The 15,878-nt window shown below is 38.7% G+C and carries 12 protein-coding genes; 6 read left to right on the plus strand and 6 right to left on the minus strand.

All coding sequences use genetic code 11. The features are described from left to right. The first annotated feature begins 13 nt into the window (after positions 1-13). From PAND9192_RS12435 to PAND9192_RS12455, 5 genes are all read left to right on the plus strand, one after another. Positions 14-1,339, plus strand: a complete 1,326-nt coding sequence (locus tag PAND9192_RS12435) for an ATP-binding protein (protein WP_087854067.1) — start codon at positions 14-16, stop codon at positions 1,337-1,339. 12 nt (positions 1,340-1,351) lie between these two features. Continuing rightward, positions 1,352-1,825 (plus strand): response regulator, encoded by a 474-nt coding sequence (locus PAND9192_RS12440; protein ID WP_087854068.1) that lies wholly within the window; start codon positions 1,352-1,354, stop codon positions 1,823-1,825. A 155-nt stretch (positions 1,826-1,980) separates the two neighbouring features. Next, complete coding sequence (locus PAND9192_RS12445; protein ID WP_087854069.1) at positions 1,981-4,572, plus strand: zinc/cadmium/mercury/lead-transporting ATPase; 2,592 nt, start codon at positions 1,981-1,983, stop codon at positions 4,570-4,572. Between the two features lie 387 nt (positions 4,573-4,959). Next, the gene (gene udp / locus PAND9192_RS12450) at positions 4,960-5,727 is read left to right on the plus strand and encodes a uridine phosphorylase (protein WP_061000097.1); all 768 of its coding nucleotides are present in this window, start codon (positions 4,960-4,962) and stop codon (positions 5,725-5,727) included. Between the two features lie 253 nt (positions 5,728-5,980). Next, on the plus strand, positions 5,981-6,211 hold the full coding sequence (locus PAND9192_RS12455; protein ID WP_061000099.1) for a hypothetical protein: 231 nt from the start codon (positions 5,981-5,983) through the stop codon (positions 6,209-6,211). Positions 6,212-6,309: 98 nt separating this feature from the next. On the opposite strand, the gene PAND9192_RS12460 is transcribed toward PAND9192_RS12455, so the two are convergent. The 3 genes from PAND9192_RS12460 to PAND9192_RS12470 all read right to left on the minus strand — a co-directional run bounded on the left by PAND9192_RS12460 (position 6,310) and on the right by PAND9192_RS12470 (position 8,912). Continuing rightward, positions 6,310-7,476: a Card1-like endonuclease domain-containing protein gene (locus PAND9192_RS12460; RefSeq protein ID WP_087854070.1), complete on the minus strand. Its 1,167-nt coding sequence runs from the start codon at positions 7,474-7,476 to the stop codon at positions 6,310-6,312. 303 nt (positions 7,477-7,779) lie between these two features. Further along, the gene (locus PAND9192_RS12465) at positions 7,780-8,430 is read right to left on the minus strand and encodes a LysE family translocator (RefSeq protein ID WP_087854071.1); all 651 of its coding nucleotides are present in this window, start codon (positions 8,428-8,430) and stop codon (positions 7,780-7,782) included. Positions 8,431-8,723: 293 nt separating this feature from the next. Continuing rightward, on the minus strand, positions 8,724-8,912 hold the full coding sequence (locus PAND9192_RS12470; RefSeq protein ID WP_087854072.1) for a hypothetical protein: 189 nt from the start codon (positions 8,910-8,912) through the stop codon (positions 8,724-8,726). A 240-nt stretch (positions 8,913-9,152) separates the two neighbouring features. Between PAND9192_RS12470 and PAND9192_RS12475 the strand changes: the two genes are divergently transcribed. Further along, entirely contained in the window at positions 9,153-11,399 is a 2,247-nt protein-coding gene (locus PAND9192_RS12475) for a peptidase U32 family protein (RefSeq protein ID WP_087854131.1), read from the plus strand. Between the two features lie 73 nt (positions 11,400-11,472). On the opposite strand, the gene PAND9192_RS12480 is transcribed toward PAND9192_RS12475, so the two are convergent. The 3 genes from PAND9192_RS12480 to PAND9192_RS12490 form a co-directional block, all read right to left on the minus strand. After that, positions 11,473-12,243, minus strand: a complete 771-nt coding sequence (locus PAND9192_RS12480; RefSeq protein ID WP_087854073.1) for a hypothetical protein — start codon at positions 12,241-12,243, stop codon at positions 11,473-11,475. Positions 12,244-12,255: 12 nt separating this feature from the next. Beyond that, positions 12,256-12,510, minus strand: coding sequence for a hypothetical protein (locus tag PAND9192_RS12485; protein ID WP_087854074.1), 255 nt, complete (start codon positions 12,508-12,510; stop codon positions 12,256-12,258). 276 nt (positions 12,511-12,786) lie between these two features. Beyond that, positions 12,787-15,426 carry a molybdopterin-dependent oxidoreductase gene (locus PAND9192_RS12490; protein WP_087854075.1) on the minus strand — a complete coding sequence of 880 codons (2,640 nt, stop codon included), beginning with the start codon at positions 15,424-15,426 and terminating at the stop codon, positions 12,787-12,789. Positions 15,427-15,878 lie beyond the last annotated feature (452 nt).

The following is a 15,878-nucleotide window of genomic DNA, read 5'->3' on the forward strand; positions in this document are numbered from 1 at the left end:
AAAGGATGATGCCATGAATCAACCTAAAGCATTAAAACGTATCATTGACACTTATTTTCAAGATCCTGCGACGACGATTGCAGTTACTGCTGGCACTGAAGTTTTACGTCAAGAAGGCTATAACGATCGTCTATATTGGGTTAAACAAGGCGAGTTATCTGGCTATTTAAAAAGTAAAGAAAATGGCTTGAGCGCTCAGGTGTTTGTGGTTAAAGAAGGGATGTTTTTTGGCGTCCACAGTTTCTTTGCGCAAACATTAGTCGCATCAACAACTGTGGTAGCTGAAAAAGACAGTGAAATTGCGTGGATTGATTTATCAACTCAAGCGGTTGAACCTGAGCATTACGGATCATTAGCCGAACAATTCATGCCAGTCATGGTACATGAATTGGCAACGCGCCAAATGCTAACAGGAATTGCAGCGTTAGAAAAAGAAAAAGCCCTGCAAAAACTCTATGCCACTGAACAAATGACCACCTTAGGTCAGTTAGCGGCTGGTATCGCGCATGAACTTAATAATGCAATTGGTGTTATCAGCAGTAAAACGGAAAATATACAAACGGCAGTAAGTTTATTTGTTGAGGATAATCAGCCGCAAATGACCCCGTTTTTACGACATGGGATCACTCACGGGCAAACCATCAGTTCAGCGCAAGTCCGTGAGCGCACCAAAATCTTACAACAGCAATACAGTTTGACTCGAGAACAAGCTCGAACCCTTGCTCGTGCATTGCCAGAAGGCGATGTACCCGTTAATTGGCTCGATGATATTGATGCTGCGTTAAATTGTTGGGATAGCGGTCGTGATTTACGCGATATTCGACTCGCTGCGCGACATGCTGCTAGCATCGTGCGTTCGGTGAAGCAATTAGGGGGCGGTGACCATGCACGTATCCCTGATATTGATATCAATGACACATTACATAAGTCATTGACTCTATTGCAAAGTAATTTACGTTACGTCGAAGTGGTATTACGTCCAGCTATTTTGCCACCGTTGACTGCAAGTGTGACTGAGTTAGTACAAGTGTGGGTTAATCTGATCAAAAATGCTTGTGATGCAATGGAACATACGCCAGCACCTCAAATTGAAATTGTTACTCGAAGTGTTAAAAATAAGTTATTAGTCACTATTACTAATAATGGCCCAATGATTGATGAAGTGACGCGACGTAAAATTTTTAATCCTAATTTTAGTACTAAAAAAGGCGGATTATCATTTGGGTTAGGGTTGGGGCTGGCAATAGTACAACGTATTGTGAATAGCTATGGCGGTACGATTGCGGTGAAAAGTGATCATCAGCGCACAACATTTAGAATCAAATTACCGATAACGTAAAGGACGGTTATTATGGAAAAAATTACGATTATTTGCGTTGACGATCAACGTGAAGTGCTCAGTGCAGTATTAAAAGACTTAGCACAATTTGAACCTTCTTTTTTGTTGGAAGACTGTGAGTCTGCGGATGAAGCATTAGCCTTAATGGATGAACTGGATGCTGAAGGTCAGTTTATTGGGGTCGTTATTTCAGATCATGTGATGCCGGGTAAAAGTGGCGTTGAATTATTAACGGCAGTCGCCAATGACAGCCGCTTTATTCATACGAAAAAGGTGTTATTAACAGGTCAAGCTACTCATCAAGATACCATTGCAGCTATCAACCAGGCACGTATTGAAAGTTATTTTGAAAAGCCATGGGATGCAGAAGTGCTGGTGAACTGTGTGCGAACATTAGTAACAGAATACATTTTTGATATGGGGCTAGATTATACCCTATGGGGTGATGTAATTGATAACACAACAGTTTTAAGACGTTTGCGCTAATTAAACTCTGCGGGTGTAAGAGTATCTTTACTTGCTTATGATAATTATTATCACTTAAAAGTGGTGAATTATCGCTATTTATCTTGACCTTGGTCTTAACTCAAAGGTTTATAGTTATTAGTAGTAAAAACTCATAGCACTCAAGGAGAACGATGATGTGTGCTCAATGTCATAATAAAAAAGATCATATTCATACAACCAAATCAACGGTTGCTAATAAAGCGACCGTTACTGTTGTTGCCGCGATGACGGAGTGTTGTTCAAGTGTCACCTCAGAGTGTTGTTCAACCAATAAAGACTCAGAAGGGTATGGTGATAACGATACTGAAGGTCCCGCGGCGAGTGGTTGTTGTTCAACATCAGCCAATGATGCTGTCCATTGTGTCACTAAAAAACCAAGTTTTACCATTACTGGTGCTCATGTCGCTGGTGGTGATACCGCAGTTGTAAAAAATAATCATCAAGCTGCTGATAATAAACATAGTGATGGTCATGATCATGCCTTAGATGTCAACGGTACACATGAACACCATCATAGTGAGCATGTTCATAGTGGTCACTGTTGTTCAGCACCTACCATGAGTAAACAACAAGAATTAGAGTTAGAAGCTTCTCTAACCAATAATGCTCACGGCAACACATTTAGCTGGAAAGTATTAGGCATGGATTGTCCTAGCTGTGCCGCTAAACTTGAAAAAGCCATTATGGCATTAACAGCTGTTGATACGGCAAAAGTGATGTTTGCCACTGAAAAATTGATTGTTAATCTTCATGATAATCCACAAGCAGATGCGCAAACATTAAAATCTGAAATAGAAAATAAAGCTAAACAAACAGGTTTTACGTTAGTTTCTACGGCGACAAAAGCCGCCGATTTACCGACTCAATCATTTTTTATTCAACATCTATCCGTCATTATTATTACGCTAATGATGTTGATTTCTTTTGTCTTAAATAAAACCGTTTCAGCTGAGGCTGGGCTATTAGCCTTTACGCTGACGACAATTGTCGGTTTATTCCCTATATTGAAAAAAGCGGTTGTTCTAACAAAATCAGGCACACCGTTTTCGATTGAAACATTAATGTCAGTTGCTGCTATCGGGGCATTATACCTTGGTGAAACGGCAGAAGCTGCGATGGTGATTTTGTTGTTCCTTATCGGTGAGCAACTAGAAGGTTACGCTGCTTCTCGTGCACGCAGCGGTGTAAAAGCATTAATGGATTTAGTGCCAGAAGAAGCGACGGTTATTTTAGCTGATGGCAGTAAAACCAAATTATCAGCGGCTGAATTAAAACCGGGTGATGTGATTGAAGTCGTGCCGGGTGAGCGTTTACCCGCAGACGGTCAAGTGCTTGATGTTATAGCAAGTTTTGATGAAAGTGCATTAACCGGTGAATCGGTTCCTGTTGAGCGTACGCCTGGTGAAAAAGTCATGGCCGGTAGTATGGCATCTGATAAAGTGGTGCGTTTAACCATTATTTCAGCGCAAGGTGACAATGCTATCGATCGTATTTTACATATGATTGAAGATGCTGAATCACGTAAAGCGCCTCTTGAGCGTTTCCTGGATAAATTCAGTCGTTGGTATACACCAAGCATGATTTTATTAGCGGCGTTAGTGGTTGTTATTCCACCGCTAGTCTTTGGTCAATCATGGGATGAATGGATTTATAAAGGCCTAGCATTACTATTGATTGCTTGTCCGTGTGCGCTAGTTATTTCAACGCCAGCGGCCATTACATCTGGTTTAGCGGCTGCGGCACGTCGTGGTGCACTTATTAAAGGTGGTGCAGCGCTAGAACAACTGGGCCATATTGAAGTGGTTGCGTTTGATAAAACGGGTACGCTAACGGAAGGTAAGCCTGTTGTTACCGACATGATTTGTTGGGATAACGATGACGATAAATTATTACGTCAAGCGGCAGCGATTGAAGCGGGCTCATTACACCCCCTTGCAAAAGCGGTGGTGAATCATGCTCAACAACAACAGCTTGTGGTTGTTGAAGCAACTGAGCGTGAAACCTTAGTAGGGCGTGGTATTCAAGGTATAACCGAAGGCGACAAGTTTTTATTGTGCGCAGCTGATCGTTTACCACAAGATATCGTACTAACAGATGCGCAACAGCAACAAGCAACAGCGTTAGAAAATGAAGGTAAAACCTTAGTGGTTGCTGTTCGTAATGCACACCCTGTTGGTTTAGTGGCGTGGCGTGATAATTTACGTGATGATGCGTTAATTGCGATTGAAAAGCTAAATAAGTTAGGTATTAAATCGGTGATGCTTACTGGCGATAATGCACGTGCAGCAGCAGCGATTGCGAAAGAAATCAATATTGATTACCGCGCAAGTTTATTACCGGCTGATAAAGTCTCTGAAATTCGTAAGTTGAATGACGTACAGAGTGTGGCGATGATTGGTGATGGCATTAATGATGCGCCAGCAATGAAAACCGCAACCATTGGTATTGCAATGGGGGGCGGTACTGATGTCGCACTTGAAACTGCCGACGCTGCCATTACTCATAACCGTTTAGCTGAATTACCGGTAATGATTGAATTATCGCGAGCGACCTTAAATAATATTCGTCAGAATATCGGTCTGGCATTAGGTCTAAAGGGAGTATTCTTAGTGACTACTTTGCTTGGTGTGACAGGACTATGGGTTGCGGTGTTAGCTGATAGCGGTGCCACCGCTTTGGTAACATTAAATGCGCTGCGATTATTGCGTTTTAAGCCAAAGCAATAACAAGATCTATCGACTACAATAATTAGCATAATAATGATAAGCAGAATAGGTAAACACTATTCTGCTTTTTTTATTCTATCGTTAATTGGTGGTGCAATCGACAAGCTAAACGTTAGGCGAACGTTGCTAAATTTTTGTGATGAGGTCGATAGGAAAACGTTTTACCGTGATCTAGATCTTGTTAATTTGTAACGAAAAATTTCATTGCTTTCATTTAATGTGATTTAACTCACTAAAAACAGTTTCAGCTTCCGTTATCGTTACAATAGTTTTTGACAGACGTTGTTGTTATGTTGCGTATTACGTTTACTGTCAAATCATAAAAATTAACGATAATTATCCATCTCTGTGCCTACAACAGAGCGATTAAATTTAAAGGGTATCATTATGTCTGACAATAAAGTGTTCCACCTAGGTGTTAATAAAGCCGATCTAAATGGCGCTGAATTAGCGATTATCCCTGGTGATCCTGCTCGTGTAGAAAAAATTGCCAACCTAATGGAAAACCCTGAATTCTTATCAAGTGCACGTGAATACACCGTATACCGTGCGCAACTAGATGGTAAGCCGGTAGTCATTTGTTCTACGGGTATTGGCGGTCCTTCAACTTCTATTGCTGTTGAAGAATTAGCACAACTTGGTGTGACAACTTTCTTACGTGTTGGTACAACTGGCGCTATTCAACCTAATATCAATCCTGGCGATATGATTGTAACTACAGGTTCTGTTCGTCTTGATGGTGCAAGTCTTCACTTTGCACCAATGGAATTCCCAGCTGTTGCTGATTTCACTGTTGCGACAGCGATGAAGCAAGCATGTGATGACGCAGGTGCGACTGTACACACTGGTGTAACTGCTTCTAGTGATACTTTCTACCCAGGTCAAGAGCGTTACGACACATTCTCTGGTCGTGTTGTGCGTCGCTTCCAAGGCTCAATGAAAGAGTGGCAGGAAATGGGTGTACTTAACTTTGAAATGGAATCTGCAACATTATTAACTATGTGTGCAAGTTCTGGTTTACGTGCAGGTTGTGTTGCGGGTGTTATTATTAACCGAACTCAAAAAGAAATCCCTGATCACGCAACATTAAAAGAAACTGAAGCGCGTTCAATTAAAATTGTTGTTGAAGCTGCACGTCAGATGCTTACTAAGTAAATATATACGTACTAAATGTAATTAATAGTACCGATATAGACTTTAAAAAACCGATGCTTATTATGAAGCGTCGGTTTTTTTCGTTTTAATTTTATTCGTAACGTGGATGTTGTAATGTTGAATACGATCAATTAATAACAGAAAATGGCAACCACCATTATTAATTACATATATATTAATTAGTTAGGAATTTAACCATTCATTTCTATTTAATGTAGAATAGTTCTTCGTTTTACTGAGTGAAATTATAGATATGATTGATTATAAAATTACATTTCCGAATGGACATCAAGATACTGTGGCATTGCCTATTTCTCCTGTATTACAGATGAAAATTGCTTATTTAGGTGATGTGTTTGTTGTAAGAGATATTATTGCAACAGTGGGTGAGAACACGACGACGGTTACTTTAGTATTAGATGACGGTCAACATCACTCGCAGAAGCCACAAGCTGCTGGGATTGTTTTTAATCGACTTGGATAAGTGGTATTAAACAGCATCAAGCGATAGTTAATATTTGATTTAAATAAAAGGCCTTTGATAAGGCCTTTTTTGATCACAGTACTTTTTACAATAGTTTACTATGCTGGATTATGTGCTTCACCGCCGGCACCTTTAAGCCAATCATAAAGATGAGTATATAAATCACCCAGTTGATCAGGACCAATAATCGCTAAGCCTAAATCTTGTGCGCGAACTAAATCGTGATGACGTAAAGGACGGAAACTGACGAGCATTGCGCGGGCTTGTAAACCACCAAGTAGATCTCGTAATGATTCTAGTTTGTATAATGTATCATCTCCATCATCACGCATACCTTTGGTCTTACATTCAATGATATGGAGCTTATTGTTAACGATAGTTGCTACATCAAGTTCATTTCGTACTTCACGCTCACCAATTTTACGGTAAACTTGCACACCTAAAGAGTGATCTTGAATAGTTGGCAATTCATTTTGAATGGCACGAACAGTGCTATGAACTAGGCTTTCTAGCCACTCACCATTTGCAAATCGACGTGCTTCTTCATGCTTAAATGTCAAAATACCATTATGGTATGTCGCCAGACCTGTTTCTTCTAAATCCGTCAGTAATGTGCCGAGTTCTTTATAGCCTTGCTGTTTTTCACTGAGCTCAACATGCAATATTTGTTCTTTACGGCATGTTGTTGCAAGGTAATTAAGCGTCGCTAAGCCAGGGCCTAATTCTAATGCTGAACTTGCCCAACGTTGACCTAATTCCCATAACTGGTCGTTAAGCGACTCTGGCATCGGATTATCAGATAACTCACAGCGAGCACCAAAGATTGTTAAGTAGTCAGTAATTTGAATACGATCTTGAACTTGTTGTTGTTCACGATCATTAGGGAATAACCAGCACATTTCATCACTGAATGGTTCAATTACATAAATAGGCCAATGGAAAGAGCGGAAGACTTCATAAGCAGACAATAAGCGGTGACGTAAACCACAACTTGCATTGAACCATACATCGCGGCTGTCTTGTTTTAATTGGTCAGCTAGTTGGTTGAGGCGTTGTCGAATTTGGGTGACATTGATAATGTCGGGAATGATGAAAAATTCAACAATAATGTTTCGTGGAATCAAAATAGAAGCGAGGCGATCGTATTGTTTTTGTTGTTGTTCAGTACCAATAAACACCATTTTATCTGCAGGTACTGCTTCGTCTAATAATGGAGTGATCAGACGGACTGGATCCTGATCAATAATGCCAACGTGAGTAATCATAATAATCCTTAATGCGCCCAACATATTGGGCGTAATATTGTGGTGCGCATTAAATAAAAGAAATGAAAAGGTAAGCGTGCGCAGCACATCTATAAGGTATGTATATGAGGTTTTTTAGTGTGAAATTCAAGTCAAATTTTATAGACTAATTATTCTCATATAAATTTAGCCTGTTACCTATTCATTTATTTTCTCTAATACCCTATTTTTAGTCATCTTTTTTAGATATCTAACGTATTTTTTAAAAATGCCACTGCAATTAATGGCATTTTTTTTGTTGGAAACATAGTTATCAATAATAACTTACATACTTGGTGGTGTCGGTAGTTGTGATGCTAATAACCAAATAGCAAGAACAAAGAATATTAATCCCATGAATTTATGTTGGTTATTACGGAATTTTTCATTCTTTAATAATGATTGTCCAAATACACCGATAGTAGTTACTAAAAATAGATTAAATAATAACCCTAAAACATTTAACAGTAGTCCAAGTACTAGCATTTGCTCGCCAGACGATGTCGCCACGTGCGTTGAAACAAACTGTGGTAAAAATAGTACAAAGAAAATCAGTGCTTTTGGGTTGAGTAAATTAGTAAACACTGCGCGGCGATATAGCGTTGATGCCATTTTATTGCAATGTTCTAGTTCTTGAGGTGCGTCATCAGGATGAGTACGCATACAGTCCCAGCCCATTTTTAACAAATAAGCGCCACCGACTAAGCGTAAAATATGCAATGCGATCGGATTCATTGCAATCAGTGCTGATACACCCAGAGCGGCTAAAATTGTTAATAAAATACCTGAGGTAGCGTTACCTAAGCTTGCATAAATACCGACTTTTCGACCGTAAGTTAAACTTGAACTCGCAATGAGTAACATGTCAGGTCCGGGAATAAGCAATAAGGCGATCACGGCAGTGAGGTAAAGCGGCAATATATTTAAATCAATCATGGTAAAAACAAAGTTGGAGTGCAGAAGACTATATTTTACACAATAAATAGTTTCATTCTATGGCTTATAATCAATAGCTGGTGTTTTTTGCTTCATTGTAGTGTTCTTGTGTATTAATTGTCTGTTTTTGGTTATTTGAACGTAAGCTGATTGGAGGGAGTGCAGGGATTTTAGAACAATAAAGGCTAGCAATATTTAACGAAATAAAAAACTGACCACTAATGAGCGCTATCGAAGCTCAAATATAGTGATCAGTTAGTGACTGTTTTTAAAACTGTTTTGTCTGATTTTTATTATGCTTTATTGCTGTGGAAATGAAATCGCTCATGAAAGTAAGCTTTTAAATGCTCTTCCATGCTGTGGACTTTATTATCAATCGCTTCACATAAAACAGCATCACTGTTCATTGCATTAACGCGGTTAATCACCATTTCTTCAATGGCTGATTTCTGTGCTTCTGTCAGTTGTGGTTGAGTCGTCATTATTGTTTTTATCCTTATTATCACGATGAATCAGTAAAATATATTAATGAGTTATAGTATCGATATTTATTCAAAGAAGGAATATTTGAATAAATTGTTTGCAGATAAAAAGTAATTAAAGCCTATTACCGGCTGTGATTTCTCTCCCAAAATTGGACTTAATCGCCCTCACAGGTAGAATAGCCGCTCACAAGATGAGTACGTTTTTTTAAGGCACGGTTATAAATGGGTCATAACGCGATGAGAAGTAATTTTGAGCTGTTAGCTCCGGGTGGCGATATAGAGTCGATTAAAGCGGCAATTGTCGCGGGTGCGGATGCTATTTATTGTGGCCTAGATAATTTTAACGCCCGTAATCGTGCAACCAATATTACGTTTGAAGATTTAAACGGTATTGTTCGCGTAGCACATCAACGTGATTGTAAGATCTTTCTTACGCTTAATATCATGATTTTAGAAAGTGAAATTCCAGCGGTTATTCGACTGCTAAATAAGTTGGTCAACACTAAAATTGATGGTGTTATTTTACAAGACTTAGGGCTATTTCACTTAATCAAGCAGCATTTTCCAACGCTTGATGTTCATGCATCCACTCAAGTTAATAGTCATAATGAAGGTCAAATTTTATTTATGGGGCAGCTTAACGCTAGTCGTGTAAATTTATCGCGTGAACTTAATATTAAAGAAATAAAACATTTAGCGCAGTTTGGTCATCAGCATAACGTATTGATGGAAGTGTTTGTGCATGGTTCATATTGTATTGGCTTTTCAGGCTTGTGCTATATAAGCTCGGCTAAAAATGGTAATTCAGGTAACCGTGGTCGTTGTAGTCAGCCTTGTCGTGATCAATATCAGACAACCGCGGTGGGAAAAGATTACCCGCTTAATATGAAAGACAATTCTGCATTTTCAAATTTAGAAGCCCTGGCAGATGCTGGCGTATATTCATTAAAGGTCGAAGGGCGGATTAAAAAATCTCACTATGTCTATACCGTCGTTGATAATTGGAGTCGTCAGTTAGATAATTATTGTAAGCAGAAGCCATTATTGGCAGATACGCGTGAGTTATATACTGTATTTAACCGTGATTTTTCAAACTCATATTTAATGGGTGATATCAATAAAGCGATGTTTATTGATAATCCTCGAGATAACTCTGTTGATCACTTTGCACAGATTGCTGATGCTAAATCTGAGACAGAAATTCAAGCGGTTAAGCAAAAGTTATATGATGATAAAACGACGATTATTCAAACTGTGGAAGAGCGAATTGCTGATTTAGATATTAGCTTATTAGCCTTAGAGTTGACGATTATCGGTCAGGTAGGACAGCCGCTGGTTATTCGTGTAACAACGCCATTGCAGCAGTTTGAAGTGGCATCAACATCGTTATTACGACAGTCTGACAATACTGTGCTTGATAATGATTGCTTTGAAAAACGTTTCCGTAGCTTAAATAACGGCGAATACTTGCTAACACCGATGAATTTAACCCAGTTAGCAAATAATGTAGTGGTGCCGTTTAAAGAACTAACGATAATGCGCGATCAGATTACGTGTGTATTAAATGGCGATCTGCCGCTGGTGGAGCCGTTTGAATTACCAAAAGTTGTGCGAGTGCCACAACCATCACTAACACCGTCGTTATCTGTATTGATTGCTAATCCTGCTGATATTGATGCAGTGAGTCAGCCAAATACTGCGGTGTATTATCAATTGCCTGAAGCGATGGCAATGGAAGGGCTAAAGTTAGTTACTCTGTTTCAACAAAATCCACATTTGATCCCTTGGTTCCCAGCAATTTTGATTGGTGATAATTACCAAGCAGCCGTGACGTTCCTAGAGCAAGTGAAGCCATCACGTATTGTGACGAACAATAGTGGTGTCGGTTATGCTGCACATCAATTAGGTTTGGCGTGGATAGCTGGCCCGCAAATGAACATCAGTAATAGCTTGAGCCTTGAGTGCTTGCAGCAAGAATTTGGTTGTGTAGGGGCGTTTATTTCTAATGAGATCAAACGTTCGCAAATTAAGCCAATTGTTGCGCCTGCTGGGTTTGAATTGTATTACAGTATTTATCATCCAATGATGTTGCTAATGAGCCGTCAGTGTTTATTCCATCAAACAGTAGGCTGTAAAAAGAAGCGTTTTGACGATAAATGCTTTCGCAAATGTGATAAGTCAGCATCGATCATTAATCTTACTGAAGCATCATTTGTAGTTGATAAACAGCGCGGTGATCATAATGCGCTATATAACCCTGAGAACTTTTTAAACTTGGATATTGTGGCTGAGGTTCAGAATAAGTTTACTGGCTTTATGGTGGATTTACGCGATATTAAAACTGATACCCAAGTGACAGTAACTAAAGCGGAATTGACGGCATTATTTAATCAGTATGTTACAGGCAATAATGAACTGGCACGTAGTGAAATTGAAGTTGCTATTATTGGTCATACGTGTAATCAGTACACTAAAGGCTTGTAGATTATAACGTAATATTATTGATAATAATTTAGTGGAAACCGATCTGATATAGTCAGATCGGTTTTCATGTTCATTATAATTTAAAATCGCCAACCTGGACTAAACCGTAGTCTTTACAATAAGTTCGTATTTGTGGCTCTTTTATTAAGACGCTAGGGTTATACTCAGATCCCGGTATTATGATTTCTTGCGGTTTTAACATCCATGATGCGTCTTGAAGCACGATAATACAGTCTTCAATTGTAGTTTTTTCTGATTTATATGATGTTTTTTCTAGTACAGTTAGATATTGGTATTCATTCATTTGTTGAGCTTTACCAATAGGAGCATTTTGTTCGGAGCTCTCTACGATTGTATATGTGTAAATATCCCCTCTGGCCATTGTAATACCAACCTTCGTTTGAGGATAACTAGTTGATACTGTAAATTCATTTTTACCCGTCTCTGTCATCTCATGTGAGTTTTCAGGGGTGTTTGGATCTACCCATTTACTATATTTTACTACAGTATTTGACATATCTTTACGATCTTTCCACTCCATTGACCATGTTATTGTGTCATCAATACTTTGAGTTTCTTTAGATTGTCGTCCATTTTCATCATAGTAAAAATTATAGATACTATTTTCTGAAGAGATAGATTTTAACGTCACAATACTATTTGGTTTGGCATCAAAATAATCATCAAGATCAATCAGATCACTTTTATCTTGAATTAGGTTACCTTTATTATCAATAACCGTTTTACCATTTACTTTAATTTCACCATGAACATCAAGTGTTGCAGCTGAAACAGAAAAACTTGTTAATATAGCCAATACAGAAAGAGAGAAATGCTTAGTCATTACTAAATGTCCTTATTTAATCGTTAGATTGCCTTTTACCGTTAAATCTTTTTCTAATTTATATGTTTCATTATCAGGCAGATCTAAGGTAATAGTTTGGTCTGGTTTAATTTCACCAGTAGCTGCTACGTGTTCATTAAATGATTCAGCAGTAGTATGTGTTTCTTCTTTTGGTATCGTTATGGTTGAGTCTGAATCTGAACCATTACACCCTGCTATCAATATGATTGATAAGATAAGTGCGTAATGACTACGCCTAAATGACATACAATATCCTTATTTTAATCTTGTTTATGAAAGATTATTATGCAGTCGAATGATATTTAAATGGTGAATGACGGCTACTATAGGAGTATTTTTATTAATGCCAATATTTAAAAGCTTTTTTTTGATCCTATGTCATTTATTTATAGGTAGGTTAACAATTGTTACTTAATAACATGTTATTTACTTCAAAAAGTAAGAATATTTTTCATAAAAAAAAGCCCCGCAGAATATATGTTCTGCGGGGCTTTTTGTTAGCTAACTAATAGCGACTATTAATTACTTTTTAGCGTTGTCTTTTAGGAAATCAAGAACAAGTTTGCGATCTTTTTCGTTTAGACCTGCACGTGGGAACATACTATTAGTAATACCTTTCCACTGCTTGTAAGTGAAGTCGCTAGGATGCGGTGCTGCGTGACAAAGAGTACAGCTACCGTAGAATAACTTCTCACCCGGTGACTGAGCTGGACCTTGTTCTGCAGCTACAGCTTTCAGACGCTTACCTAGTTGTAATGACCAGATATCAACTTTAAAGTCTGATTTTACAATCTTAGGTGGCATGTAAGCTTGGTTTGGTGTTTCCGCGTCAGTACATTTCTTAAAGTAAGCCAAACAAGTATTAGCACTGGTTGCTTGTGCTAGACCACTAGTTGGTTGGCTACTTGTTAGCATGTTGATTGAGCCTGAGTTACAACGGCCTTTGCTATCAAGTTGTAGCCATGCACCTTCGTGAATGTAGATAACGCCAGGCATTGCTTCATCAGTGATACGCGCACCAGCAAGCAGGGTACCGCGCTCGTTATACACCTCAACCACATCGCCATCTTTCACGCCACGTTCTGCAGCGTCTTGTTTGTTAATAAGAACGATTTGACGTCCATCAACAGATTCATAGCTGTTTACATCAGCATTCGCCATTTGTGAGTGCAGACGCATCCATGGGTGTGGACTTAGTACGTGAACTTGACCTTTTTTAGCATTACCTAACCATTCAAATGGTGGAATCCATTGTGGCATCGGTGGGCAATCTTTAGCTTTAAATCCAGCTAGTGTTTCACTGTAAAGCTCGATTTTACCACTTGGTGTATGCAATGGGTTTTTATCAGGATCTGCGTAGAAATCGCCATGACGAACAAAGCTATTTGCAGCATCAGGCGTTGATACGTGAGTGATACCATTTTGCCAAAACGTTTTAAAATCTTCTGTTGCATCAGAAGCTTCATAAGAAGCTTTAACATGTTGGTACATTGTTTTACCGTCGGTAAATTCTTTATGTACGTTAAACATGAAAGCAAGACGTGAGAAGATTTCGTAGTCATCTAAGCTTTCACCTACAGGCTCAATAACCTGACGCATCGCGTAGATTTTGTTGTTGCTGTAAGTACCACCAGATGAAATATCATCACGCTCAAGAGTGGTTGTGGTTGGTAATACGATATCAGAGTATTTTGCTGTTGCACACCACCAAGGTTCATGACAAATGATGGTATCAATATTATCGTTCAGCGCGTTGATTAACTCGTTAGTGTCTTGTTGGTGAGACAGTAAGTTATTACCCGCGTTGTAGATAAGTTTAGCTTTTGGCAAGGTGAGGTTTGAACCATCACGGGTATAGGCTTTACCTGGGTTTTTCAGCATGTCTGAAACCATAACCACAGGACATGTTTTAGTGATTGGGTTACGGCCTTGTGATAAACCGATAGGCATACGCTTACCAGATGCTGGCATGCCGCCGTTACCATAGTGCCAACTAAAGCCTGCACCTTCACCTGGCTTACCAATTTTACCTGCAATGGCTGCAAAGTTGATAATAGACCAGTGGATCATTTCACCGTGGTCGGCACGCTGTAGTGCCCAACCAGCTGCAATTTGTGTACGTTTAGTTACACATAATTCAGCAAGCTCTTTAATTTTAGCTGCTGGTAAACCAGTAATTTCTTCAGCCCATTCAGGTGTTTTAGCAACACCATCTTCGTCGCCAATTAAATAAGCAAGGTATTTATCAAAGCCAACGGTATATTTATCAATGTATGCTTTATCGTGTTGGCCTGTTTTGTATAAGTGATAAGACATTGCGGTAAATAGAGCTGTATCCGTATTAGGTCGGATATTGATCATTTCACTGCCAACGGCTTTATCTGTTTGGGTTTGTTGTGGGTTAATAGAGATAAATTTAATCCCTTTCGCCTTAAACGCTTCCCAATGTTTTTGCATAGAGTGATCAGCTACACGGAATTCTACACGGTTTGTTTTCCAAGGATCACAACCAATAAATAGCACCGCTTCAGTATTTTTTTCAACAATTTCCCACGCGGTTTGTGGTGAGTAAACTTCCATATCACCAATGACGTGTGGAAGGATAACTTCTGAAGCACCTGCAGAGTAGTCACCAGCACAAATGCTTTGACCACCAATAAGGTTAAAGAAACGACCTTGTAGTGTTTGCGGGCGGTTAACACCACAATGTGACCAACCACCGTATGAAGAACTAAATAGCGCTTCGTTACCGTGTTTTTCAACGGTACGTGCAATACAGAAAGCAGTTAATGCAATCGCTGTATCCCAATCGACACGGACAAAAGGTTCTTTACCACGAAGGTGAGGGTTATGGTCACCTAATGGATCTTCCAGTAGAGACTTACGTACCATTGGATATTTAATACGTGTATCGCTGTAAGTACGGCTTAATACACCTTTGGTTAACATTTCTGTTGGAAATGGGTCAACATCATTAATAGGTTGAACACCAATTAATGTTCCGCTTTTTACAACTGCTTTAAAAGGACCATAGTGTGTTGCAGATGGAATGGTAATTGTATCAGATGCAAATACCTTCCCTGCAGGGAAAAGGGTTAGTCCGTTAGCAGCTATGGCTGTTGCTACCGAACCTTTTAAAAAATTACGACGTGATAGGGTCATGATTGTATTCCGAGACAAACCGAATGATTAACTATTTAAGTAACATAAGCACCACTTAAATAGTAGACGGTATAGTGATCTATTATTTTAGTATTTCTTGATAGGCTACACGGAAATACAAAATATATTAGGCAACTAAATGGAAAATAAGTTTTCACAAAAAACCATAATAGACGGTAATGTTTAATGTTCAATGTAAATAATGGAATGATTAGCACAATAATCAAAATATAATTGATAACTATTCTCGATAGGCGACTGCTCGTATAAAAATTACAGTATATCATATCGTAAAGTTAACGCTATCTGATTGTTATACTTACCTTTTGTCTTTTGCTTTAAGCTATGTGGTGTATTGTATTTATTATTGTAAAAGACTATTTAGGTTATTAATATAATTAGAACTCTAATTAAAAAAATTTTTGTATCGTTTTACAGAAACAACTATGATC

The organism is Photobacterium andalusiense (assembly GCF_900185625.1).
Lineage (GTDB): Bacteria > Pseudomonadota > Gammaproteobacteria > Enterobacterales > Vibrionaceae > Photobacterium > Photobacterium aquimaris.

Bases quoted from the DNA above. Each gene is read 5' to 3' on its own strand.
- PAND9192_RS12490 (WP_087854075.1), bottom strand. From the start codon at position 15,426: ATGACCCTATCACGTCGTAATTTTTTAAAAGGTTCGGTAGCAACAGCC.
- PAND9192_RS12485 (WP_087854074.1), bottom strand. From the start codon at position 12,510: ATGTCATTTAGGCGTAGTCATTACGCACTTATCTTATCAATCATATTG.
- PAND9192_RS12460 (WP_087854070.1), bottom strand. From the start codon at position 7,476: ATGATTACTCACGTTGGCATTATTGATCAGGATCCAGTCCGTCTGATC.
- PAND9192_RS12435 (WP_087854067.1), top strand. From the start codon at position 14: ATGAATCAACCTAAAGCATTAAAACGTATCATTGACACTTATTTTCAA.
- PAND9192_RS12465 (WP_087854071.1), bottom strand. From the start codon at position 8,430: ATGATTGATTTAAATATATTGCCGCTTTACCTCACTGCCGTGATCGCC.
- PAND9192_RS12440 (WP_087854068.1), top strand. From the start codon at position 1,352: ATGGAAAAAATTACGATTATTTGCGTTGACGATCAACGTGAAGTGCTC.
- PAND9192_RS12475 (WP_087854131.1), top strand. From the start codon at position 9,153: ATGAGAAGTAATTTTGAGCTGTTAGCTCCGGGTGGCGATATAGAGTCG.
- PAND9192_RS12455 (WP_061000099.1), top strand. From the start codon at position 5,981: ATGATTGATTATAAAATTACATTTCCGAATGGACATCAAGATACTGTG.
- PAND9192_RS12470 (WP_087854072.1), bottom strand. From the start codon at position 8,912: ATGACGACTCAACCACAACTGACAGAAGCACAGAAATCAGCCATTGAA.
- udp (WP_061000097.1), top strand. From the start codon at position 4,960: ATGTCTGACAATAAAGTGTTCCACCTAGGTGTTAATAAAGCCGATCTA.
- PAND9192_RS12445 (WP_087854069.1), top strand. From the start codon at position 1,981: ATGTGTGCTCAATGTCATAATAAAAAAGATCATATTCATACAACCAAA.
- PAND9192_RS12480 (WP_087854073.1), bottom strand. From the start codon at position 12,243: ATGACTAAGCATTTCTCTCTTTCTGTATTGGCTATATTAACAAGTTTT.